At 39.9% G+C, this 25,195-nt stretch carries 21 protein-coding genes; 10 read left to right on the top strand and 11 right to left on the bottom strand.

Going from position 1 to position 25,195, the window contains the following annotated elements; all coding sequences use genetic code 11:
- Window positions 1-154: 154 nt before the first annotated feature.
- Complete coding sequence (locus RMZ43_RS15525) at window positions 155-2,209, top strand: thioredoxin domain-containing protein (RefSeq protein WP_322653457.1); 2,055 nt, start codon at window positions 155-157, stop codon at window positions 2,207-2,209.
- Window positions 2,210-2,279: 70 nt separating this feature from the next.
- Here RMZ43_RS15525 and RMZ43_RS15520 read toward each other — a convergent pair whose 3' ends face one another.
- Window positions 2,280-2,702, bottom strand: coding sequence for a type II toxin-antitoxin system VapC family toxin (locus RMZ43_RS15520; RefSeq protein ID WP_322653456.1), 423 nt, complete (start codon window positions 2,700-2,702; stop codon window positions 2,280-2,282).
- Window positions 2,699-2,923: a hypothetical protein gene (locus RMZ43_RS15515; RefSeq protein WP_322653455.1), complete on the bottom strand. Its 225-nt coding sequence runs from the start codon at window positions 2,921-2,923 to the stop codon at window positions 2,699-2,701. The genes RMZ43_RS15520 and RMZ43_RS15515 overlap by 4 nt, the downstream gene beginning before the upstream one ends.
- A gap of 92 nt (window positions 2,924-3,015) precedes the next feature.
- On the opposite strand from RMZ43_RS15515, the gene RMZ43_RS15510 reads away from it, so the two are divergent.
- The gene (locus RMZ43_RS15510; protein ID WP_322653454.1) at window positions 3,016-3,618 is read left to right on the top strand and encodes a molybdenum cofactor guanylyltransferase; all 603 of its coding nucleotides are present in this window, start codon (window positions 3,016-3,018) and stop codon (window positions 3,616-3,618) included.
- A gap of 120 nt (window positions 3,619-3,738) precedes the next feature.
- On the opposite strand, the gene RMZ43_RS15505 is transcribed toward RMZ43_RS15510, so the two are convergent.
- The 3 genes from RMZ43_RS15505 to RMZ43_RS15495 form a co-directional block, all read right to left on the bottom strand.
- Window positions 3,739-7,245, bottom strand: a complete 3,507-nt coding sequence (locus tag RMZ43_RS15505) for a hypothetical protein (RefSeq protein ID WP_428850736.1) — start codon at window positions 7,243-7,245, stop codon at window positions 3,739-3,741.
- A 22-nt stretch (window positions 7,246-7,267) separates the two neighbouring features.
- Complete coding sequence (locus RMZ43_RS15500) at window positions 7,268-7,648, bottom strand: hypothetical protein (protein ID WP_322653452.1); 381 nt, start codon at window positions 7,646-7,648, stop codon at window positions 7,268-7,270.
- A 300-nt stretch (window positions 7,649-7,948) separates the two neighbouring features.
- Window positions 7,949-9,448: a family 10 glycosylhydrolase gene (locus RMZ43_RS15495; protein ID WP_322653451.1), complete on the bottom strand. Its 1,500-nt coding sequence runs from the start codon at window positions 9,446-9,448 to the stop codon at window positions 7,949-7,951.
- Window positions 9,449-9,734: 286 nt separating this feature from the next.
- On the opposite strand from RMZ43_RS15495, the gene RMZ43_RS15490 reads away from it, so the two are divergent.
- Window positions 9,735-10,670 (top strand): ABC transporter substrate-binding protein, encoded by a 936-nt coding sequence (locus tag RMZ43_RS15490; RefSeq protein ID WP_322650745.1) that lies wholly within the window; start codon window positions 9,735-9,737, stop codon window positions 10,668-10,670.
- Between the two features lie 232 nt (window positions 10,671-10,902).
- Here RMZ43_RS15490 and RMZ43_RS15485 read toward each other — a convergent pair whose 3' ends face one another.
- From RMZ43_RS15485 to RMZ43_RS15465, 5 genes are all read right to left on the bottom strand, one after another.
- Window positions 10,903-11,340, bottom strand: a complete 438-nt coding sequence (locus tag RMZ43_RS15485; RefSeq protein WP_322653450.1) for a hypothetical protein — start codon at window positions 11,338-11,340, stop codon at window positions 10,903-10,905.
- Between the two features lie 112 nt (window positions 11,341-11,452).
- Complete coding sequence (locus RMZ43_RS15480; protein WP_322650743.1) at window positions 11,453-12,421, bottom strand: FTR1 family iron permease; 969 nt, start codon at window positions 12,419-12,421, stop codon at window positions 11,453-11,455.
- Between the two features lie 86 nt (window positions 12,422-12,507).
- Window positions 12,508-12,942: a ferritin-like domain-containing protein gene (locus RMZ43_RS15475; RefSeq protein ID WP_322650742.1), complete on the bottom strand. Its 435-nt coding sequence runs from the start codon at window positions 12,940-12,942 to the stop codon at window positions 12,508-12,510.
- Between the two features lie 180 nt (window positions 12,943-13,122).
- The gene (locus RMZ43_RS15470; RefSeq protein ID WP_322650741.1) at window positions 13,123-14,157 is read right to left on the bottom strand and encodes a helix-hairpin-helix domain-containing protein; all 1,035 of its coding nucleotides are present in this window, start codon (window positions 14,155-14,157) and stop codon (window positions 13,123-13,125) included.
- A gap of 172 nt (window positions 14,158-14,329) precedes the next feature.
- Complete coding sequence (locus RMZ43_RS15465; protein ID WP_322650740.1) at window positions 14,330-15,355, bottom strand: multicopper oxidase domain-containing protein; 1,026 nt, start codon at window positions 15,353-15,355, stop codon at window positions 14,330-14,332.
- 695 nt (window positions 15,356-16,050) lie between these two features.
- Here RMZ43_RS15465 and RMZ43_RS15460 point away from each other — a divergent pair.
- From RMZ43_RS15460 to RMZ43_RS15435, 6 genes are all read left to right on the top strand, one after another.
- Complete coding sequence (locus RMZ43_RS15460; RefSeq protein ID WP_322650739.1) at window positions 16,051-16,242, top strand: CbtB domain-containing protein; 192 nt, start codon at window positions 16,051-16,053, stop codon at window positions 16,240-16,242.
- A gap of 289 nt (window positions 16,243-16,531) precedes the next feature.
- Window positions 16,532-17,701, top strand: coding sequence for a hypothetical protein (locus RMZ43_RS15455; RefSeq protein ID WP_322653449.1), 1,170 nt, complete (start codon window positions 16,532-16,534; stop codon window positions 17,699-17,701).
- A gap of 521 nt (window positions 17,702-18,222) precedes the next feature.
- Window positions 18,223-20,169: an ArnT family glycosyltransferase gene (locus tag RMZ43_RS15450; RefSeq protein ID WP_322653448.1), complete on the top strand. Its 1,947-nt coding sequence runs from the start codon at window positions 18,223-18,225 to the stop codon at window positions 20,167-20,169.
- Between the two features lie 56 nt (window positions 20,170-20,225).
- Window positions 20,226-21,368 carry a 7,8-didemethyl-8-hydroxy-5-deazariboflavin synthase subunit CofH gene (cofH, locus tag RMZ43_RS15445; RefSeq protein ID WP_416212432.1) on the top strand — a complete coding sequence of 381 codons (1,143 nt, stop codon included), beginning with the start codon at window positions 20,226-20,228 and terminating at the stop codon, window positions 21,366-21,368.
- 228 nt (window positions 21,369-21,596) lie between these two features.
- Window positions 21,597-22,271, top strand: coding sequence for a response regulator transcription factor (locus tag RMZ43_RS15440; protein ID WP_322650736.1), 675 nt, complete (start codon window positions 21,597-21,599; stop codon window positions 22,269-22,271).
- 42 nt (window positions 22,272-22,313) lie between these two features.
- A complete protein-coding gene (locus RMZ43_RS15435) occupies window positions 22,314-23,546 on the top strand; it encodes a sensor histidine kinase (protein ID WP_322653447.1) in 1,233 nt (410 codons plus the stop codon).
- A 23-nt stretch (window positions 23,547-23,569) separates the two neighbouring features.
- On the opposite strand, the gene RMZ43_RS15430 is transcribed toward RMZ43_RS15435, so the two are convergent.
- Window positions 23,570-24,055: a PepSY domain-containing protein gene (locus RMZ43_RS15430; RefSeq protein ID WP_322653446.1), complete on the bottom strand. Its 486-nt coding sequence runs from the start codon at window positions 24,053-24,055 to the stop codon at window positions 23,570-23,572.
- Between the two features lie 304 nt (window positions 24,056-24,359).
- Here RMZ43_RS15430 and RMZ43_RS15425 point away from each other — a divergent pair, with 304 nt between their 5' ends.
- Window positions 24,360-25,127, top strand: a complete 768-nt coding sequence (locus RMZ43_RS15425) for a COG4705 family protein (RefSeq protein WP_322653445.1) — start codon at window positions 24,360-24,362, stop codon at window positions 25,125-25,127.
- The last annotated feature ends 68 nt before the right edge of the window (window positions 25,128-25,195 follow it).

Raw genomic sequence — 25,195 nt, 5'->3', positions numbered from 1 at the left:
TTCTTTGGTCAGCGATATCACATTATGTACTACGACTTCTGACCCAAGAGCTAATTCGCTCGTAGGATTTCTTGCTTATCTACATACCCGTCTAGCCTAAGACTCCTGAGAAGAGGATAGACTGAGCAAAGAAGGCAACTATTTGCATTTAATCATGACTAATCGCCTTGCTGAAGCTAAGAGCCTCTATCTCCGCAAACACGCCGAAAACCCCATTGATTGGTGGTCTTGGTGTGATGAAGCACTTGCAACTGCAAGGGCGCAAAATAAACCGATTTTTCTCTCCATTGGCTATTCTAGTTGCCACTGGTGTACTGTCATGGAAGGCGAGGCTTTTTCTGATATTGCGATCGCTGACTACATGAATGCTAATTTTCTTCCCATCAAAGTAGACAGAGAAGAAAGACCTGACCTCGATAGCATCTACATGCAAGCTTTGCAGATGATGAGTGGTCAAGGGGGTTGGCCTTTAAACGTATTTCTTTCCCCAGAAGATTTAGTGCCATTTTATGCTGGTACTTATTTCCCTGTAGATCCCCGCTATGGCCGTCCGGGATTTTTGCAGGTGTTGCAAGCTCTTCGCCGTTATTACGATACCGAAAAAGCAGAATTACAGCAACGCAAAGCCTTAATTATTGAGTCGTTGCTCACGTCTGCGGTGTTACAAGACGGTACAACAGATGAGCTTGAAGACCATGAATTACTCCGTCAAGGTTGGGAAACCAGCACAGCTGTAATTACTCCTAGTCAATCTGGTAATAGCTTTCCGATGATTCCCTATGCAGAATTAGCACTGCGAGGAACTCGATTTAATTTTGAATCTCGTTATGATGGCAAGCAAGTTTGTACCCAACGGGGACTAGACTTAGCACTGGGAGGCATTTACGACCATGTGGGCGGCGGCTTTCATCGCTATACTGTTGACGCTACTTGGACAGTACCCCATTTTGAAAAAATGCTCTACGACAATGGGCAGATTGTGGAGTATATAGCTTCTTTATGGAGTGCAGGAGTTGAAGAAGCAGCCTTTGAGAGAGCAGTTGCTGGTACTGTACAATGGCTGAAGCGGGAAATGACCGCGCCTGAAGGTTACTTCTATGCTGCTCAAGATGCCGACAGTTTTATTGATCCCACGGCAGTAGAACCTGAAGAAGGAGCCTTTTACGTCTGGAGTTACGGCGAACTACAACAATTGTTAACGCCTGAAGAATTAAAGGAATTAGAACAGTTTACTGTTACACCTAACGGCAACTTTGAAGGGCGTAATGTCTTGCAAAGACGCTATTCTGGGCAACTGAGTGCAACGGTGGAAATGGCTCTGAGTAAGCTTTTTACCACTCGCTATGGCGTTAGTTCTGAGTCTTTAGAAACTTTTCCCCTAGCTCGTAACAACCAGGAAGCAAAAACCACGAACTGGCCAGGTCGCATTCCCTCGGTGACAGATACGAAGATGATTGTCGCTTGGAATAGCTTGATGATTTCTGGGCTAGCTAGGGCTGCTGGGGTTTTTCAAGAAACGTTATATCTGGAATTAGCAGCACGAGCAGCAAATTTTATCTTGGAAAATCAGTTTGTCGATGGACGTTTTCAACGACTCAACTATCAAGGAGAACCAACCGTTTTAGCGCAGTCTGAAGATTACGCTTTTTTTATTAAAGCTCTCCTGGATTTACAAGCTTCCAACCCTGAACATAAACTGTGGTTAGAAAAAGCGATCGCTATCCAAGATGAATTCAACGAATTTCTCTGGAGTTTAGAGTTAGGTGGTTATTATAATACGTCAAGCGATTCTAGTCAAGATTTAATTGTGCGGGAGCGCAGTTACGCTGATAATGCGACACCATCAGCGAATGGAATTGCGATCGCTAATCTTGTGCGTCTGGCTCTACTCACTGATAATTTAGATTATTTGGATTTAGCGGAAATTGGTTTGAAAGCTTTTAGGAGTGTGATGCATCGCTCCCCTCAAGCTTGTCCTAGTTTATTTACAGCGTTGGATTGGTATCGTAATTCTACGTTGATTCGCAGCACAACTGAGCAAATAAACTCTCTGATCCCCAAGTTTCTACCAACGGCTGTATTTACGGTAACATCTGATTTACCAGAGGGAAGTGTTGGGTTAGTTTGCCAAGGTTTGAAATGTCTTGCACCAGCAGAAAGTGTAGAGCATTTATTACAGCAGATGGAGAAAAGTCAGGTGAGGGCGTGAAATAGTTTTATTTCAGTCTTGATCGCAACTTTCTGCACGGTTGCTCATTGGACTTTGTATAGCGATGAACCTAAACAGACCAAGGATTAACCATTACAACCCCTGTCCCAGCAAAATCTTTTTCGTTACGGGTGACAAGTGATAAAGAGTTATGAATTGCAATCGCTGCAATCAAAGAATCCATGACAGGTAGAGGTCGCCCATTGTGTTCTAATTGCCCGACTAAATTTCCCCACAACAACATTGTTGAGACATCTATATTTAAGATTCTTTGTTGAAAGCGATTGGGCAGGGTTTCATTCAGCCAAGTTGTTAGAGATTCTTTCCGCTTAGATGCAGTAATTTTGCTGATGCCTTTAGCAATTTCGCCAATTGTGATGACGCTAAGGTAAAGTTTTTCTGGCACTTGGGCATCTAGCCAATTTAAAACTTGTTGATTTGGTTGTTTGGCAACAAGTTCGGAAATCAGGCAGGTATCAAGGAGATAATTCATGGGGTGAAGGCATCGCGCGGAAGGGTGCGATCTCGACTAAGGTCAAGTTCTTCGGTGAGTTCAGCTAGGGGGGATTGACGGAAAAAATCTGAGAGTTTGCTTGGTTGATCTGGTTGGGTGTTGTTGTGTGTGGTCAGGCTTTGGGCAAGGAGTTGGATGATGTACAGTTTATCGTTGGGGGAAAGCTGAAGGAGTTGTTGTTCGAGTTCTTGGATAGCCATGATGGGGTTTAAGTAGAAGATAAATTTATTCTACTTTCAGCGTCAAGGTTAATTTAGTTTGACTTGTTTTTTACCCTCTATTTTTTTGATGAATGACTATTAACTCATCTAGCAGATTAACCGCCATTGTATTAGCAGGCGGTAAGAGTTCTCGTATGGGTCAAGATAAAGCCTTGATTCCCGTTCAAGGAGTGCCGTTGTTGCAGCGAGTTTGTAGCATTGCTCATAGCTGTGCTGATATTGTTTATGTAGTTACTCCGTGGCCAGAACGCTATCAAGACTTACTTTTGCCTGGTTGTGAGTTTATTCGGGAAGTGCCTTTATCTGGAGAATCTCTAGCTCACGGGCCTTTAGTTGGATTTGCTCAAGGACTAGCCGAAGTGCAAACAGATTGGGTAGTGTTGCTTGCTTGCGATTTGCCGAGGTTGCGGGTTGAGGTGTTGCAAGATTGGGTAACTAGACTTGATAGCGTGGGGGATAATGCGATCGCAGCTTTAGCTGAACATCCTAAAGGCTGGGAACCTCTGTGTGGTTTCTATCGCCGTCGCTGTTTGCCACAGCTTTTAGAGTTTATCAACAAAGGGGGGCGATCGTTTCAGCAATGGCTTCAGCAACATCCTGTAGAAGTTTTGCCTTTAGCAGAACCAGAAATGTTGTTTAACTGTAATACACCAGAGGACTTGGCTTTAAGTTAACGTCAGTCTCTAACGGAGGCACACGTTAAAATTAGCTTACTTGCAGTACATTACCTGCGATCGGGTATAAGCCCCATCAATAGAATCTACTCATGTTGCGGCTTGTCTGACTTATATATTTTATTTTTGCGTGCCAATACCGTCGCACAAGTACCTATCGCTCTCGCTAACATTAGGATTATTTTGTAAATAACCGCGTACCCAATCACAACTGCGCCCTATTAAAGTGTCTAAGTCTAGATTCCAGAAATCTAGATTCCACAGTTTAATTGTCTTGTCACCACTGCCAGAAGCCAAAGTCTTGCCGTTGGGGCTAAAACTCACGCTATTGACATAGTCATCATGCCCAGTCAGGGTGCGGATTTCCTTTCCTGTCTCTAGATTCCACAGTTTGATTGTCTTGTCTTCACTGCCAGAAGCTAAAGTCTTACCATCGGGGCTAAAACTCACGCTCCAGACCCGGTTATCATGCCCAGAAAGGGTGTGGATTTCCTTTCCTGTCTCTAGATTCCAGAGTTTGATTGTCTTGTCATCACTGCCAGAAGCCAAAGTCTTGCCGTCGGGGCTAAAACTCACGCTATTGACAGTGTTATCATGCCCAGTCAGGGTGCGGATTTCCTTCCCTGTCTCTAGATTCCACAGTTTAATTGTCTTGTCAGCACTGCCAGAAGCCAAAGTCTTGCCGTCGGGGCTAAAACTCACGCTCCAGACCCAGTTATCATGCCCAGTGAGGGTGCGGATTTGCTTCCCTGTCTCTAGATCCCACAGTTTGATGGTGTTGTCAACACTGCCAGAAGCCAAAGTCTTGCCGTCAGGGCTAAAACTCACGCTCCAGACCCAGTTATCATGCCCGGTGAGGGTGCGGATTTGCTTCCCTGTCTCTAGATCCCACAGTTTGATGGTGTTGTCACCACTGCCAGAAGCCAAAGTCTTGCCGTCGGGGCTAAAACTCACGCTATAAACAGTGTCATCATGCCCAGTTAGGGTGCGGATTTCCTTCCCTGTCTTTAGATTCCACAGTTTGATTGTCTTGTCAATACTGCCAGAAGCCAAAGTCTTGCCGTCTGGGCTAAAACTCACGCTTATAACAGTGTAATGATGCCCAGTTAGGGTGCGGATTTCCTTTCCTGTCTCTAGATTCCACAGTTTGATTGTCGCGTCAGCACTGCCAGAAGCCAAAGTCTTGCCGTTGGGGCTAAAACTCACACTATTGACAGTATTATCATGCCCAGTCAGGGTGAGGATTTCCTTCCCTGTCTCTAGATTCCACAGTTTGATTGTCTTGTCTTCACTACCAGAAGCTAAAGTCTTGCCGTCGGGGCTAAAGCTCATGCTCCAGACCAAGTTATTATGCCCAGTTAGGATGCGGATTTCCTTCCCTGTCTCTAGATTCCACAGTTTGATGGTGTTGTCACCACTGCCAGAAGCCAAAGTCTTGCCGTCGGGGCTAAAACTCACGCTTCTAACAGTGTAATGATGCCCAGTTAGGGTGCGGATTTCCTTTCCTGTCTCTAGATTCCACAGTTTGATGGTGTTGTCACCACTGCCAGAAGCCAAAGTCTTGCCGTCGGGGCTAAAACTCACGCTAGAGACCCAGTCATCATGCCCAGTCAGGGTACGGATTTCCTTCCCTGTCTCTAGATTCCATAGTTTGATTGTCTTGTCATCACTGCCAGAAGCCAAAGTCTTGCCGTCGGGGCTAAAACTCACGCTTCTAACAGTGTAATGATGCCCAGTTAGGGTGCGGATTTCCTTCCCTGTCTCTAGATTCCACAGTTTGATGGTGTTGTCACCACTGCCAGAAGCCAAAGTCTTGCCGTCGGGGCTAAAACTCACGCTCCAGACATCCCTATCATGCCCTTGCAAGCGATTGCGTTCGCTGCTCTCATTAAGAGCTTTTTGCAAGGCATTCATTACCACTGAGTTGTATACGTGCTGGTTTTGCAGGATTTTTCCCGCTTTAATTGCTTTGACAAAAGCATCTAACTCTTTTCTTCTATCGAGTAGAGACAAGGAAGAAGAACCGAGAGAATCTGCAAGATTGAGTTCCGCTTCTTTTGTCTTTTGCCAAGCCATTAAACCCAATCCACTGCTAACCACCACCGCCAACAGGGAACTCGCAACAATTCCCCATATAGCTCTGATTCCATTCTTCCTGATGCGCTGTTGTTCTTTGATACTCTGCTCAATAAATTCTTTCTCATCAATTAAGTCTTCTGGGCGTTCTTTCAGTCTTTCTTCCGCTTCCGCCAAAGCTGCACCACGCAATAATGACCCAGAATCTTGCTTCGTTGCTTCCCATTGTCCCTTTGTTGACCGCAGTCGCTCTTGCCAAGCTCTAAAAACGCGGTTTGTATTCATCCATTCTCGCAGTTCTCCCCAATTACGAATCAGAGCTTCATGGACTACTTCGACCGTTTCTTGACTGCTGAGATTGCGACTTGTCACCACCAACCGAGCATCAGCTAATTTTTTTACCAAAGACCAGCTTTGCTCCCCTAATTCCGCTTTCATCGCTATGCGTCGGGTATCTTCTGCTCCCTCACCCGGACGCACCAATTGAATAAAAATGCGCCGGACTTTTTCCTTCTCATCATCTGTCAAGTTGCCATATTTCTCATCAGCATGGCGAGCTAATGCACCTTCTACTTGACCAATTTCTTCATAGATTTTGTGAGTTAATTGTTTACCCGTTCGCTTGTTCCACAACTCTGTTAATGCAAACTCTAGCAAAGGTAAATTTCCAGGTTGGTCTTCCACATCATTGAGAATGAGTTCTACCAGTCCAGTTTCAAATGTCACCCCTAATTTTTGGGCAGGTTTTTCAATGACTTCTTTTAGTTCCTCCCGATTCATTGGCCCCAGTTTCAGGTCAGCATTTTGCAAGACATCAGCAAAAGGACGATAGGAGAGAGCATTTCCCAAAAAATCTGCCCGCATCGTTGCTACCAACACCGTAGCGGATGAAGACAGAGAAGTAGGAGTTTCTAGACTGGCTAATAAGCAATCGAGAAATTTACGGCGAATTTCCTGATCGTTACAGAGTGTGTAAATTTCTTCAAATTGGTCAGCAATCAGTAATACACGATGATCGGGGTGATTTTGCCGAATTTTAGCAAAAACGTCCGAGAGAGGAACAGAGCCTTTTTGCAAATAATCAGCTAACTCTCGCGCTTGGATAATTTGTTTGGTTTCATTTAAATTGGGTGTATAAAGAGGGACAAGAGCTAAAGCGATCGCATGGAAAGGATCAGAACCAGGACGAAAGTGAGTAAACTGCCAATGACCCTCTTTTTCTAACTTAGGGACTAATCCAGCTAATACCACCGAAGATTTACCGCTTCCCGACGCACCCAGCACGGGTATAAAATTACGGGTTTTAGTTGTAATATAAAGTTCTTCTATAAATATTTCCCGCCCAAAGAAAAACTCAGCATCTTTAGGGCCAAAATGAAATAAACCCTGATAAGGACAAGGGAGATATTCATCAACAGCGATCGCAGAATCAACAGGTTTTACCTCTTCCCTAGAGTAGAAGTAGTTGTAGATAATGTTTCCTTCACCAACTACAGCACCTTTGACTTCATTTTGAAAAGTTGAGTGGTATTTGGAACTCTCTTCAGCCATCTAGATACTCCAGTGGCTTCTACTAGCCAAATTTATTTTCTTGGGTGTTGCGATCGCCCACCTGAATCCCCTTCACTTCTCCTTGAAATACTGTGTTATACTTACCTGCTGCTGACTCTTCAGGTTTTAACTGTTTCAGCAACTCCTGCGCTAACTTAATAATTTCTGCATCTTGATCAGCACCAGCTTCCGCTAATTTCTTTATAAGTGGTGCTTCATAGGTTTCAGGGTCTGTTTCGTGTTCTTCCAGAACCATTTGTGCTTTTGGTTCACTTTCAAATCTCTTCTTAATCAAGGTTTTCAATCCCTGATAGGCATCTTTAACGGCTGTTCCTGCGGTATCTTTAGTAGCAGCGATCGCACCAGCACCTAAAGCCGTAATAATCATAGAAACAGGTTCCATAGTTAATCCTCAATAATTTGTAACAGCTACAGGTATATTCTAAGTTTAGATAATATTTGCAAATGGTCTTTTGCTCTCATATTTAGCACAGTAAAGCATCTCAGTACATGGCTAAAAAACTTATTTTCCCTAGCATCTAACCCAGATCAAAACGGCAAAAATACACTTTCTGCGACTTTTCAAATATCCTCTTAGATTATCACAAAACGTGTAATTTATTACTGACAGCATGAATTTGACAATCAGTAAACTAAAAAGTTTTTTAGAAGTCTTACGATGTGTATATTTAGTATCTGCTGTTTACCGAATGCGACAAAATTTGCGATCATTATCACTCTCAGGATATTGCCAAGAATAGGCAAAATGGCTAACTCCCTTCAGTTGAGGGGAAAATTTGCGAAGTGCCTCCATTTGCGCTTCTAGCGATGGACGATTGCTAACGGATTCTCCCCATTTGCCTGCTAAGGCTGGGATTATCTGCGTACCCGGTTTTGCCATACTCAAAACTCGTTGCACTTGCGCCACAATACAACTGGTATTACCGCAATTCCCATAAGCCATAGGATGCCACTGCAATGAAGTGGGGAACCGATCCCAAGGTTGCAAACGAGAATCATAACCTTGCCCTACAGTTTGGTTGCCATCAGGGAAAAACACTACTCCCGTGGGAATACCTTGCTCCTTTGCTGGATAACTAGCTATGGTGACAAAATCTAAAATTCCTTGCATGGCGTGGGCAACAGCAAGCTGCCATAATTCCCATTGTAAAAGCGGCTGTCTATCGGTTGCAGACAGGATTGACTTTTGCCCTAATGGAGGAATGCGTCCTTGCCACAGAGGTTCGCCTTCTTGGGGATAAAGGTTATCAACTTCCGCTATATCTCCGGCGCCAACGAATCCCTTACTTAAAAAGCGCCGAATCAATTCCAGCCCTTTGTAATTTAGTGCCCGTTTAAATAAAGCTTCTTGGGTTGCGGGACTAAATAGCCATAAATCTGAAACTTTGGTGGCGATGGAATCACTTCCTGCTTGTCGGGGATAGCGCACATAGTCTAATAGCAAGCCATCTGGGCGACGGCGCAAAATTTCTTTTACTAATTGGAAGTAGTCGCGTTTTGCTTGTAAGTTGTAGGGGTCGATAAATACTTGAGAGCCATTGTCTACCACATATAGGCTCGTTTGACCTTTGCCATTACGAGCGATCGCACTTTCTCTATCTGGGCGCTGGGCGTAAGTATAGCCGAAATTGGCAGTAAACATCCAAGCGTAAACTTTTAAACCGCGTTGCCGACCTTTTTGAATTGCTGTGGCGAGTAAATCGGCGTTTTCTGCTCCCGGAGTGCGAATTACAGAAGGCCAAACCGTCGGGTTAGCTTTTGCTGGCAATAATGCCTGCCCGTCGTAAAAGACTTCTAAATAAACTTGGTTATAGCCACGGTTAACAATCCGATCCATAACCTGATCAATTATTCCTGGCTGAATGTCACAAGGATACAAGCGCAACCAAATGGCTTGGACTTGCGGCCAAGTCCTAGTGCGGCACTCCTGTAATTCCTGTGCCTGTTTTTTTATAATGTTTTGATAGCGGGTTTTGGCATCTGGTTTGCCTTTGAGGGCTGACAAACGTAAGTTTTCTTTTTCTTGTGCCGCCGTTGATGATAATTGGCAATACTGGGTTACTTGTGCCCTTGCTGGTTCGCTTCCAAAGTTGGGGAGCAACGAACTACTAGTGAAAACAATAGCGAATAGACGCCGCCAAAATAATGTTGATCTTGCAACGTTCAAGGGATGGTTTGACATATCTAGCAGTAGATGGACACAATAATCATCGACCCCAATTCAGATAATTGTGGGTTATATGTATAAAATAATACATTTAAATGGCAGATATTTTAAACCTATTTTTTTAAGACTACCAAAGGCTTGTTTGTGTTGCTGAATTTTTTGATAAAGACATAAATACATATAGGGAAGTATAAAACATCTGAAGATACACCAAGCTTAGTCTGTTATTAGATAGATTCTGCTTGTGCCTTCGTAAGTAAAAATCTGCTTATGCTATTCTTACCCCAAAAGGAATTTTAATATGCATCGTCGTTGGCTTTTATCTGCTTTAGCACTTTTGATGAGTATATTTTTAGTTGCTTGCACGACTGCAACCACTCAGCAGCCACAAACAAAAATCACAAGCACTACGGAGACGATAAACACAAATTCTCAGCAATTACCAAAAGGATCAGCAAGAAGAGTTGTTGCTCTTTCTTCTCTTTCTGCTGATATTATCTCTCGACTCAATCAAACAAAAATTGTTGGCATTACTGGTAGTAAATTATTTAAGGATAACTCAAGATTTAAGGATATTCCCCGTGTTAGTGAAGGGCAAAGTCCGCCAAATTTAGAAAAAGTGGTAGCACTTAAACCAGATTTAGTTATTGGTGCAGAAGGTTTTTCTAACATCCCAATTCAAAAACTTCAGCAGCTAGGAATTCCGACTTTTCTCACTAAGGTGAATAATTGGGAATCTCTAGAAGAACTTACTAAAACACTTGCTAAATCAATTGATGCTGATCCTCAGCCTTTGTTAAATCGTTACAAAACTTTCTTGCCAGAAAAGCCAACTCAGGGTTTTTCTACTCTAGCACTAGTTAGTCGTCAACCAATTTTAGCGCCAAATAAAAATAGTTGGGCAGGGGATTTGCTGGCGAAATTCCAAGCGAAAAATATAGCAGCAGATTTACAAGGGAAAAGTCCTGTTGGTGGCTATGTAACGCTTTCGGCTGAGAAGGTTTTAGAAGCAAATCCAGAGGTAATAATTTTGGTTAATCCCCCACAAGGGAATTCGGAAGTAGCGCTTTTAGATTCACTGAAAAAGGAAGCCTTTTGGCAACAACTGCAAGCAACAAAAAATAACCGAGTCTATGTGTTTGATTATTATGGTCTAGTAAATCCGGGTAGTATAGATGCAATTGAAAAGGCTTGTCAGCAGCTTAAGCAAGCATTGTTTGCATCACAGGGCACTTAGCTCGTCTTACAAATACCTGTACCCGATAAGTAAGACAAGATAAATTCGACAATTACTATGATTAATTCAAAATTAATATCAGTTTTGCCGTTATTTTGTGCTAAATAATTATTAACAAATTTATTTTTCAAGCATTCCTTGCACTCAATATTTTCACTCGGCAACACTCAACACTTTTTATTACAAAGCAGTTAGATAAAGACGGTTTTGCCTTATCAACAATAAAAACTAGCTATTTACAGTGTTGTTGAAGAAGAGATACAGCTAATTCAAAACTATTAGGTTGAGTTTGTACTGCATAGGCTTCTTTTTCTAAATCTTGTCGTTTAATATCGGTATAACGTTTAAAAAATGGTTTAGAATAATTGATTGGTTGAATGTCTAAGCCTAAAGTTTTGATTTTTCCTTTTCCGGCACATATCTGCGCTGCATGAACAGTTTCATGGATTAATGTTTGAGTTCCAATATTTAACTCAAACACTACGGGATTAATCCAAATTTTTTTGTCAGCTTCTCTCAGTAACCCATAAGCTCCTCGCTTTGGTGGTAGTGCAATGATTACCTGAAACCCTTTTTTTTCTAATTTATTTTTTAAATCTAAAAATTTTGCTTCTGGATTGGGTATTTGAGAAAGCAATAGTAAGGAATTTAATATAAAAGTTTTGCTCATTACCTAATCCGCTTTAGGGAAGCTTTAGTTGGTTTGTGTTGCTGACAAATACCGCTCGCTAAGGTAATTCCCAGTCATAGATAGACTGGGAACAAGGTAATTGACTATGCTTTTAATCTTTTGCAGAACTAATTGGTTTTTGACCAAAGGGGATATTTTTTTTAACTTTAGGAAAAGCACCTCCAAGGCTGCGGAAATACAGTCCTCCAATGGTGAGTAAAAATGCCACATATCCCACTGCTTGCACAAGATAGAGATTATCTCTATAACCAAATAAAGATTTGAGAATAATGCCAGGAAACTGTTCGTCAGGCAAGATTGTGGAAGTATTTGAAACCATTGGCCCCAAAATACAGGAGTGGATTTTTGTAAAACGTTCGTAATAGAAACAAAGTCCTTCTGTGGCGCGACTGCTAAGGGCAAGGTTAGCCACTGCTTCGTCAAAATGTTTTAAGGCTGAAACTACTAACCCAGCGACAATTAATACTAATAAAACGCCCATTACCTGGAAAAACTGACGGATGTTAATTTTGACACCACCTTTAAATAACAGCACCCCAATGGCGGATGCCGCTACCAAACCACCAATAGCACCCAATGCTGGCATTAATCCCTGTTGGAAATTAGCAGCAACGAACAGAACAGTCTCAAAGCCTTCGCGGACAACGGCAATTAAAATTAAAGTAAAAACACCCCAACCAGCATTTGAGTTTTGTGTGAGTGCTTCTGTTACTGCTCCCTCAACTGTAGCTTTCATGAATCTGGCTTGTTTAGTCATCCAGATTAGCATCCAACTGAGCATTGCGATCGCTAACACACTAAACACACCCTCCAAGGCTGGCTCAACTACGGTGGTGTATTGAGGATTCGCTGCTCCCAGTATTTGAATTATCCAACTGAATAGCACGCCTATTAAGGCACTGACGACAATACCAACGCCGATACCAGCATATACCCAAGAGTTGAGCCGAGATTGTTTAGCTTTTTTCAGCAAAGCTAGCACAATGCCAACAACAAGGGCAGCTTCTACTCCTTCTCGGAGCGTTATTACAAAAGTAGGTAGAGCAGTACTAAAATCCATCTTTTATCCTTCGTTTTTTGTCCTTTGTCATTAGTCATTTGTCATTTTAATTTAACTAATGACTAATGACTAAGGACTAATGACTATTAACCAAAATCGCGTAGCATCTTTTTGAGTTCGAGATTATGCATCTCTTCTTGCCCAATCATACCGCGAGCGAATTCTTCAAGATAAATGCTGGCATTGGTAACAGTATCGAGCAGATTTTTATACAGATCCAATGCCTTTTTTTCGTGGGATAAGCTTTCTTCTAAGATATCCTTGACTTTATGCTGATAGGTTTCTTCCATTGGAGCAATTTTCAGGGAGGGATGCCCATCTAAACCGGTAAGAATTTCTCCCACTTGTTCGGCATGAAGTAAAGATTCACTTGCCTGTGCTTTGAAAAAAGCCACAATTGGAATACGATTAGGGCCAGTCACCATCAAAGAATAATGTGTATAGCGTACTACCCCTGCTAGTTCAAATTCCATGATGGCGTTCAGCAGGTCAATGGTCTTTTTTTGGTCAAGTTCTTGCATCAGTTGTTAATTCAAGTAACGAATGGAGCGTAATGAGTTAGGAGTTAGGAGTTAGAAGTGAGGAGTTAGGAGTTAACAGTTTGGGATTCATAACTCCTAACTCTTGTACAGACACGATTAATCGCGTCTCTCTTAACTATTTTAAACTCCTTACCATATACTTCCCATTAAAAGAAAGTGTTATCTCTGTGCTTGGGTATTGGATTTATCAACCACTTTTTGGGAGTTTTCCTCAATGGTTTTCACTACCTTGGTAACATCACTAGAAGTTTTGACTGCTTTTGCTGGTGGGATAGCAGAAGGCCAAACTTTTATGAGTTCAGCGAAACTAGTATCGATCGCTTTGTGTGCTTCGGGATCTGCTTGAGCTACTTGACTAGAAATCCCTTTGTATAATTCATTGGCGTAAAATACAAAACCACGGGAGTCTTGATACTCAATTGGTGCGGTTATTTTACCATTTGCGATCGCAGCGCCATACTCGGAGTTAGCTGAATCTAGCAATTCGTTAATTACCTGTAGCACAAATCCTGGTTTTGAGCGTTGAGATTCTGGCAAAGCTGCGATCGCTCCATCAACTGCTTGCACTGAAGAGGCAAAATTAGTTTTAACTTTGCTATCTTTCGGACTAGATTTTACTAAGTCTTGTAAACTTACTAATGTTGTCTTAAATTCTTTGACTTTGCGCTCATTAAGTTGATCTTCTACATCAACGTAAATCTCTTCAACTGGATGTCCTATATGAGGTTCTGCCTGCTTCGGCTGATTTTGATCCAACAGTTCTCGTGCTACTAAAAGATGCCCTTTCATTAAGCCTAATTTAGACATATAGTCAACATCTTTTGCCTCACCCGTAAGTGCCACTTCTTGAACACCAACTTGGTCTTTAATTTGGTCGAACTGTTCTTGAGTAATTACTTTTTTAGTAACTAAATCTTCTGGGCTACCATAAGGACGACTTGCCTGGATTTTATTCGATAAAGCCGGAACACCTAGTTTGGCTTCAAATTTATCTAATTCGGACAATATAGCAGTATTAATATTAATTTTCTCTTTGCTAGCGTGGCCACTATGACTGTTACTACTTACTGCTTCTGTAGCTGGGCTAGCAACTGGTGCTGAGGGATTTTCTGCGGTTGGTGTACTACTACAGGAACTTAAGGTAACTATTACTGCTGCTGCTGCTGCTAAACAGATATAACGAACTTTTATCATCTTTGCTCCTCGCACAACTAAAAAAGGTATTAATTGAAACATTTCAAACTATTACTAGAAGCTAGTTTGTTTGACACATTGTCATAGATTTTACTGTCTCATATAATGAGATTTTTTATCAACTATTTATCTAAAAATTTTATAAGTTAATTACTAACTGCTAATAATATTGTCAAGATTTTTTAACAGAATTTTGAGAGTTACTCTCAGCAAGTACTTCAAATTGACCCATGCAACCGTTTTCTGCGATCGCATCCTGATGGGGATGGAACATATACTTACCTGGGTAGCGAAAAGCAAATTCCAAGATGTGCCTTTCTGCGACACCCATCGTAATCACATCACTTTTCTCGCTAGGAGTCATACTCATGCCATAGCGATAGACATCAAAGAAATTGGCGTGGAGATGAAACGTCACCGCCGGATCGTATTCAATGATGTTGAGAACATACAGCCGAATCAACTGATCTTTGTAAATGCGAATCGGGTTATGCATGAAATAGTGGGGCAGACCGTTGAAGGCGTAATAATCATTATGGCTATCATCATTCACGTCATACCCACCCATCACTAATACCATCTCATCAGCCGGGGAACGGGCAGTAGGTGGATCGATGATGAACATTCCGTACAATCCCTTGGCGATGTGGCGGGTGACTGGTTCAATATGGCAGTGGTATAAGTGAACGCCATAAGGTTCAGCATCAAATTCATAAATTGTGGCACTACCATTGCTGATTGGGCGAATACCATCCATTTCTGCCGGATGAACTCCATGAAAATGCAAAGAGTGAGAATGTCCCGCATTGTTGAGAAATAGTACCCGGATGCGATCGCCTTGTTTTGCCCGTAGCGTTGGCCCTGGTATACGTCCGTTTAAATCCCAGATATTGTAAGAGACAGCACTATTAAGTTGAATGATGGAAGTACCCGCAGTTAACTGAAATTCCCGGATAGTTCGTCCATTTTCTTGCTTTACCGTCCCGTAATCAAAATCCCTTAACATCCTCATCGGGTTAGTAACGTCGTCTGGTGTTTCAATATTGAATGGTGGCACTTTGACCATTGACTTACTTTGTAGATTTAGCATCTGCCAAAGTCCAGCTGCACCAGTTAATCCAGCACCTGCTACTCCTAACTGCAATAATTGACGGCGGCTCCAGGGTTTTCCGTTACCTAGAGCGAAGTTGTTGGGCATGACATTTCGTTACGGTTAGCACCAAAAAAGAATTGCAAAAGATTTGCAATTGCTTTTAGATATTAGAGGAATTAATAATTATTGTCAATAATTTTATGGAGCTTCAAAATGGCTAGTTAAGTTGCTAAATCTAGATAAAGCTAGAATCAGTCCCTGAAAAGTGTAGCCAATTATTTTTAACTTTTACAGTATTTATACGTTTAATTTATGTATAAATAATATTTAGATTAAACTAACTTTATTATGCCTATTCCTAATATGCTTATTGCTTCAGCAGTGGTTTAAGTACAAACAATGAGTATAATAGCACCTTTAATATCAAGTCTCTTAGTAATCTGTGGCGTATTTAATTAGCTTAGAGATAATATCAATTGCATTTCAAGGAATTTTTGGATGCTTGGCAACATGACCAATTTTAAATTTTTATCTGTTACCTTCGTGTTATCAGCATTGAAAATGCCATCATTCAAATCCATGTGTCATTCTTTTGTTATTTGTATGGACTTTATGTGGAGATTTCTGTCTCATGATGAGTCAATCTTCAAAAGATAGTATAGTATTCACTAAAGCCCACTTACCCAATACATTTGATACACACTTGTCAAAAACAAAGTTGATCGTATATCTTTTTGCAATCAAGCGGCATAATGCCCTTTGATTGATGAATTACCCGAATTTATTATAGGAGGTCAAAAATGACTACTTTTTCTCATATTTCAGTATTGCAGAAGACCGCAGGTATTACCTTATCCAAGCCTGTGCAGGTAACGCTTTATATGTTGCTATCTTCTTTAGTTATCTGGACTGTGTTGTTCTCTACCTATCCTGCGGTTCATAACACAGCACACTCAACGCGTCACCACACATTAGGCGTTGCATGTCACTAAATTATCATAATTTCAAGATTTTTTAGGATGAAGCAATGCTTTGACATCTAACACAATTATGACGCTAAAATAGCGCAAATTTCACGCCAGTGTTCTGTTTGGATATACTTTTAGGTTATGTAGAGATGCTTTATTTACTATCTCTACATAACCTTAACTGGATTGAAAATAGTGTCTAATTTAGAACTAATTCTTTGATTTGAATTTTTGGCTTTGACTTCATCAACTGCTATTTATTTAAGTTTCAGTTGCCAAAAGTACAGGAGTTTCACATATACCGTAAGTTTTTATGAAAAAATATCGGCTTTTTGGAGTTATCAGCGCTGTTTGCATCACTTTATCAATTCTTTATTCCTTTGTAGGTAATTCCCAAATTTCTACATCTAGAGTACTACTTTCTACCAACCCACCTTTAGAACGTATTCTCCCTTTTGAAGCAGAGGCAGAAAGGCCGCAATCTCCCGTTACCTTAAAGTTACAAGCTGTTAATGCTGCGGGTAAACCATTAGAAAATACCAAAATCAGCTTACAAATTCTCACGCCTAATCGGAATCCTTGGTTAACAACAGATTTTCCCATTGTTGAGGGAACAAAATTGCTGCAAATGAATGCCACTGCACCTGATGGAAAGCTAGAAATTCAGCAGATGTTACCCATTCGTGGTAATTACCAACTACTGGTAAATGTGTCACCTTTAGTAGCAAATGCTTTTACCCCATATCAGCAAACTTTAAATCTGAATGTCCGGGAAAATCCTATTAAATATAAATATTTTGTTGTTATTGCAGCTATCTTACTATCACTTGGATTGTTGGGTGGTTGGGTTATTGGCGGACAAAAAGAACTTCAACAAGGAGAAATTGCACCACAGTCAGTCCGCCTTTTATTAAGTGCATTGACAGTGGTAGCTATAGTAACCCTATTAGTTATCAACATCAGTGCAGAAGTTGCCGAAGCTCATGGCAGTGAACACCATTCAAATAGTACCGAAGTAATCGCACCATCATCTCAAAAATCTCAAGGGTTGGAAATTAACCTTGGGGGAGATAAAAACGCAACTGTCGGAAAACTTGCGAACTTATCACTACAGGTGAAAGATAGCGCAACAGGACAACCTATCAAAGATGTAGCGTTACAGGTAAAAGCGATCGCCCTTGAACATAATTTAACAGTCTTTGATTACAAAGGTATTCCTGACGAACAAGGGAAGTTAACATGGCTAGAGCAATTTTTTGATGGTTCACCCCACAAAATCGAGGTGGAAGCAACTCCTCTACCAGGATCTAGCCGTCAATTTGCACCAGTGAAGGTAGCACAAGAAGTTGAAGTTGAAGCGATCGCACCACCAATTTATATCCGATTGATTGGTTTATTCTACTTTACAGCCTTTGTCGGCATTGGTATGGCGATCGGATTGCTAATACAGCACCGACGCACACCACAAGTAAGGGAAAGTTAGTAATATAGGACTAATGTTTGATTTCTGAAAAAGCTCGGTACAAATTAAAAGCCTAATTCCCTATTCCCTACTCCCTACTCCCCACTCCCCGCCTACGGAGATAATTTCAAAAATCAAATACGATTCCTATATCAGTCTTTTAGTGAGAATTTCAGCCAATATAACAATGTGCATTAAGTAAGTGGGTCAAATTAAATACAAAATCTCATCCTCAATTCCTCTCCTTACAAAGGAAAGGGATTGAGGATAAGGTTTTATCTTATGTTTAATTACGCCTACCTACTTAACTTTTAGACTGGCAAAAAATAAATTATCCCAAATTATTTCTATATTTCTAGGGATGCAAGGTTTTGCACCCAGGAAATAGGATGTTTTTAAACTGGAAGTCTCTTAAGTAGGCAACAATAAATCAAAGTATCTTACGCAATGTAAAATTAATTAAATTAGCTGGTAGTAAGCGGCTTCAGCCCATATTACAATTACCACAGCAGAAATTAGATTTAAAGTGGGTAATATTATTGATGTTTATATTTTTGCCTGTTATTTCCTTAATTACTATTTTTTTGTTAGTTAATAAAAAATGTATCGATTGGCGTGAGTCGCTGATATTAGCAATTACTTACTGGGGAATTTTAGTCACTGCAATAACAGAATTTTTGAGTCTTTTTAAATTAATTACTTTTGGCTGGATATTGGGAACTTGGGGATTGATATGTATCGTATTAATTTATATATACTTTAGAGTAAATCACCAAATAATTCCGAATCCAGAGCCAAGAAATTTTTCTCAAATAAAGAAAAATATTAAAATTAAACCCTTCGCAAATTTATTATTGTATGGCATAGGTTTCGTTGTAGCGACAGTTGGAATAATTGCCTTCATCGCGCCACCCAATAATTGGGATTCTATGGACTATCACATGAGCCGTGTTGTTCATTGGATACAAAATCATAGCATTGCCCATTATCCAACAAATTATACTCCACAGTTATATCAAAACCCTTGGTCAGAGTTCGTAATTTTACATTTTCGAATTCTCAGTGGTGGTGACTACTTCGCTAACTTAGTCCAATGGTTTAGTATGATTGGCTGTATTATCGGAGTGTCATTAATTGCAAAAAAACTCGGAGCAGATTTACGAGGTCAAGTTTTCTCTGCGGTTGTAACTGCAACAATTCCTATGGGAATCTTGCAAGCTTCAAGCACTCAAAATGATTATGTAGCTGCATTTTGGGTAGTTTGTCTTGCTTACTACTTACTATCAACTATCCAAGCAAGAAAAAGCGATATTTGGACGAATTCATTCAACATTGGTAGTAGCACAGGATTAGCTATTTTGAGCAAGGGAACAGCTTATTTTTATGTATTTCCCTTCTTAATCTGGTTTGGTTTTTACCTGGTTAAACGCTTACGCTGGCAAGCATGGAAGCCTGCTTTGATAGTAGGCAGTATATCTTTATTGCTTAATATTAGCCACTATTTACGAAATTATAATTTATTTGGTTCGCCACTTGGTGAACCAGGTGGCTATCGTAATGAAATACTTGGTGTTAATGTACTCATTTCTAATATTCTGAGAAATATTGCTTTACATATAGGAACACCGATTGGTTTCTGGAATGGAAAAGCGAACAGATTAATTCAACTTATACATACATTTATTGGTATAGATTATAACGATCCTCGAACAACTTTTTCCCAGACATTCTTTGTACCAGGAGGTTGGTCAACAATTGGGATAACTGGCAATGAAAACAGTGCTGGTAATTTATTACATTTAGCACTAATATTGATATGTATGATTATTTTTTTAACTCGAAAATCTCTCCGTAAAGAACGTTATATTTTTACTTATCTTATTGCTACTATATCTACATTTTTGATATTTTGCTACTTACTAAAATGGCAAACCTGGAATAGTCGCCTGCATTTACCTTTGTTTGTCTTAATGTCTCCATTTGTAGGTGTGGTATTATCTAAGCTTAAACAGCAAAAAACCGCTATTTTTATAGTAACATTTCTGCTAATCTCATCATTACCGTGGATATTTTTTAATAGATACAGACCTATTATTGATAGCAATAATATATTCCAAACCCCCAGAATTGAGCAGTATTTTAGTAATAGACCATTCCTTAAAGGTACTTACACAGGAGCAGTTGAGTTTTTAAATTCCAAAAAATGCTCTAATATTGGGCTATCAATGGGGAATGATCCTTGGGAATACCCTTTATGGGTACTTTTGCAGGAAAATAATCAAAAAGTACTTAAAATTCAACATATTAATGTTAATAATATTTCGGCAACTTTAGAAAAAGAGGATTTCTATAAAGATTTTGAGCCTTGCGGGATTATTTCAATGGAAACTAAAAAAAGTAAACAAAATAAATCTCAAGAAATTAATTTTAAAGATAAAATTTATGTCCGAGGTTGGGATTCTCCAGAACTTGGTGTATTTATTAAGTAGAATTTTATTATTTACAAGATCCTAAAATTAAGATTTACTCAGAAGTTAAGAAAGTAATGCTGACAAAAATTACTGTTGAAAAAATTCTTGACCGTGCCTTGATGGGATACGACTTATCTCAAGAAGAGGGAGTGGTGTTGTTACAACAAACTGACGAGGAGGCGATCGCAGCGATACGTGATACATCCGATACACTCCGCCACACTCAAGCAGGCGATACGGTTACTTATGTAATTAATCGTAATATCAACTTTACTAATATTTGTGAGCAGCACTGTAGTTTTTGTGCTTTTCGTCGAGATGATGGTGATGTCGGTGCATACTGGTTAGATTCGGCGCAAATTTTAGAAAAAGCGGCAGATGCAGTGCAACGGGGTGCGACGGAAATCTGTATGCAGGGGGGATTAAATCCACAAGCGCAGATAAATGGTAAATCTTTACCCTATTATCTCAAGGTTGTAGAAACCATCAAACAGGAATTTCCCCACATACATCTTCACGCTTTTTCTCCCCAAGAAGTGGAATTTATTGCCAGACTTGATGGACTTGGGTATGGTGATGTAATTGCTGCTTTGCGCGATGCTGGTGTTGGCTCAATGCCAGGAACAGCAGCTGAGGTGTTAGACGATGAAGTAAGGCGGATATTATGTCCAGAGAAAATCAACACAGCCACTTGGCTAGAAATTGTCAGCACCGCTCACAAATTAGGCTTGCATACCACCAGCACCATGTTATCTGGGCATATTGAAACCCACGAACAGCAAATTGGGCATTTAGAAAAATTGCGATCGCTCCAACAAACCGCCATTAATCAGGGATATCCAGCAAACATCACAGAGTTTATTTTATTACCCTTCGTTGGGCAAGAAGCGCCCAAACCTTTACGTCGCCGTGTGGGACGCGATCAACCAGTTTTGAGTGATGCACTGCTGCTAGGCGCTGTGGCGCGGATTTACTTAGGTAATTGGATTCCTAACCATCAGCAGAGTTGGGTAAAACTGGGGCTTGCAGGTGCAACAGAAGCTTTACTTTGGGGTTGTAATGATATCGGCGGCACATTGATGGAGGAGCATATTACCACAATGGCAGGTGCTTTGGGTGGTACGTGTATGGAAGTGGAAACTTTGGAAAATGCGATCGCTTCTTTAGGAAGACCTTACCAACAACGTAACACTCTTTATCAAAAAGTTAATAGTTAAGAATAGCTTTGATCTCTGTATTCTCTGCGCCTCTGTGATGAAATAAATTACTTTTAAACCGCAGAAATCCCGAGAGTTCAAAGATCAATAAATAATTTATAGGAACATTAATCAAATCGAATTAAGTTCAAATTAAGAATATATGATAAAAATTTTAAGATTACCCTTGTAGGTAAGATAATCCTGATTTGGTGTTGGCAAGCTCTAATAATTTAGAGGTGGAGCATTATGAGAATTTTGATAGTTGAAGATGATGATCGCATTGCTAAACCATTAGCCGAGTTTTTAAGACGACAACACCATATTGTAGATATAACAACCGATGGTTTTGCAGCCTGGGAATGGTCGCAGTCAGGATTATATGAGTTAATTTTATTAGATTTAATGCTTCCTAAATTAGATGGAATTACTTTATGTAAGCGTTTACGCGCTACTTCATCTAATGTTTTGATTTTAATGCTGACGGCACGAGATACAACAGGCGATAAAATTATAGGACTTGATGCTGGTGCTGATGATTACTTAGTTAAGCCATTTGAACTAAAAGAATTAGCAGCACGCATCAGGGCTTTAGCTCGAAGAACTCCAGAGATTCGTCCCCAGATTTTAATCCACGGTGATTTGCAACTAGACCCAGCAAATCAACAGGTTACTTATGCAGGAAACATCATATCATTAACTCCTAAAGAATATATGATATTAGAATATTTTTTGAAAAATCCCAATTTAGTTGTAACTCGTTCTGCAATTCTTGACAAACTGTGGGACTTTGATAAATCTTCGGGCGAAGGAAGTATTAAAACTCATATTACCAATTTGCGGAATAAACTTAAAGCATCTGGAAGTTCAGAGAACTTGATTGAAAATATTTATGGCATTGGTTATCGTTTAGGACAAAATTAAACTAGTTAAAAAAATATTAATTTTAGATATAGCGAAAATAATGTGTTTCAAAGAATCAAATATCGTTTATTGTTGTCTTATTTGGTAGTGTTTGCATCGCTGCTAGGAATATTTGCGATCGCAGTCCGATTTGCTTTCACTCGCAGTCTGAGTGAGCAAATAACAGATAAACTCACAGCCATAGGCAAAGGTGCGGCTGCAAATGTAGAGTTTGAAAAAGGTCGCTTAACGGTTGAAAGTGACTTTCGTCCCCAAGACTTAATTGCTTCTCATCAAGGATTACAGTGGTTTGATACTCAGGGAAATTTAATTAACCAACAAGGAAAAACTGTTTTAACTTTGCCTTTTTTCCCAAACCAAATGGTACAAATTCAAACAGGTAAAGTTCCTATCCAAGTGGTGACTGTTCCAATTATTACTAGCGATAATGGTGAGCTTGTTGGATATGTAAGGGTGAGCCAATCTTTAGAAGAATTTAATGAAACTCTGCAAAAACTGGACTTGGTGTTAGGCGGTGGAATTATTATAACTTTGGTTTTTAGTAGTATTGGCGGAATTTTACTAACTCGTCAAGCAATGCAACCCATTGAAGAGAGCTTTCAAAAACTAAAACAATTTACTGCTGATGCTTCCCATGAACTACGCAGTCCGTTAATGGCTATCAAAATTAATGCCGAGTTACCGCTACAATATCCAGAAGAAATAGGGCCAAAAGATGCAGAAAAGTTTCAGGCGATCGCCAGTGCTACTAACCAGATGACTCGCCTCACAGAAGACTTATTATTGTTAGCACGTACTGATAAAATCGCAACTCAGAATAAAGATACTCTAAATTTAACCTCAATATTAGAGAACCTAATACAACTTTATAAACCTCAAGCTGAAGCCAAACAAATTAACTTTAAATTTAAATTAATTGCTAGTCTTCAGCTAATAGGTGATTCAGTTCAATTAACACGACTGTTTACTAATTTAATTGAAAATGCCCTCTACTATACACCATCAGGAGGTATAGTTGAAATTAAAACTAGTCGTGTTGGTTCCCAGCTTTATATCAACGTGCAAGATACAGGCGTGGGAATTGCACCAGAGCATATTGACAAGATTTTTGAGCGTTTTTGGCGAGCAGATCAGTCTCGTTCTTATTGGTCTGGTGGTTCTGGTTTAGGGTTAGCGATCGCTCAAGCTATTGCCCAAAATCACGGTGGATTAATTAGTGTTACGAGTCAATTAGGAGTTGGTAGTTGTTTTACTGTGCATTTACCAACCTCTTGACAATGTGATTTTAAGTTCCCTACTTACTTACCATCATCATTGGTTTCGCGATCGCCATCACTAGTTTCTTTAACTTGAATACTACTCTTGGGACGAGTTGCTTCATTCTTCTCATCTTGTTGATTAGCATTTTCAACATAGAGAACTTTGCCATTACCAGCATCTACTGTAACTTCTTGCTGACCAATTTCTACAGCATAAATTAAGTTACCATCTTCATTTTCGACTTTAACACTTTTTGCCTTACCGCCCACAGATGCTTCAGCTACTTGCTGTGCTTGTTGTGCTGTAATTTTAGCTAGCGGTTGCAGTTTTGCTGCTTCTTGTACATCATCGTTTGTTTCACCGTCTCCATCACTGGCTTCAGCAACTTGGATAGTACTATGATGCTGAGGTGCAATTGCTACAAAAGATTGTGGTTGTTTGGCAGACACAACTCTCGACAATCCAGCAAGTCCCAAAGTACCAACAAAAGCTGCTGCCAAAATGATTTTTGTTGAAGTTTTCATACTTGAAAAATCCCTTTAAGTCTGGGTTTGTATTTTCACAGTAGGAAATAAAAGTCCAGAAATAGTCAAGATTTGTTTAACTTCAATAAATTCAATATCTAATAGTGGAATTAACTTTTTAGTAGACATTTTAGCTATTTTTAGTGACTTTATCACAAGAAAATTTCGTTTTTAGTCAAACCTTGACTATTTCTTGACTTTTGCTGTGTAAAGTACAATCACTCAGTAATTTGCTTACAACACAGCTAACTTTAATATCTGATGTGAATCTCACTTATACGGAAACATCAGCAAAGGAAAGATTATGAATAAGATGTTAAACAGGGTTCCAGAGATTACAATTTACTTCTGGATTATTAAGGTTTTGGCAACCACAGTAGGTGAAACCGCAGCAGATTTTCTGTCAGCAACCCTAAACCTTGGTTTAGATGTTACATCTTACATTATGAGCGGTGTATTATTGATTGCGCTGTTGCATCAGTTTAAGCTTAAACGCTATGTTCCAGGAAGTTTTTGGTTTGTGGTCGTTTTGATAAGTATCGTTGGCACACTAATCACTGATAGATTAGTAGACGAGCTTGGAGTTAGCTTGATGACAACTACTGTAATTTTTAGCGTTTCCTTGTTGCTAGTTTTTGCGCTCTGGTATTCAAACGAAAAGACATTAGCTATGCACTCCATCAATACAGCTAAAAGAGAACTTTTTTATTGGGTGGCTGTTTTGTTTACGTTTGCATTAGGCACTGCAACAGGAGACTTATTGGCAGAGTCTTTGGGGTTAGGTTATGCACAATCAGCACTGATATTTGGCGCTTCAATTGCAATCATAGCGATCGGTTATTATTACCTTTGGATGAATGCAGTTTTGGCATTTTGGTTAGCTTACATTTTGACTCGTCCACTTGGAGCATCTATAGGTGATTTACTATCCCAATCTCCTACAAATGGTGGCTTTGGTTTTGGTACTGTCGGAACCAGTATGCTTTTTCTTTCTATAATCATAAGCCTGGTTATTTACTTAAGCCTTAAGCAGAAGAAACCAGCCTTACTACCGATTGACCGACAAGACTGATTAGCATCTAGCTAATTGAATCTCATGAGTATAAAAAACGATGACTTACTATTTTTTATTGTGAAAAA

The organism is Nostoc sp. CmiVER01 (assembly GCF_034531135.2).
Lineage (GTDB): Bacteria > Cyanobacteriota > Cyanobacteriia > Cyanobacteriales > Nostocaceae > Nostoc.
This window is presented reverse-complemented; position numbering and strand designations above follow the sequence as displayed.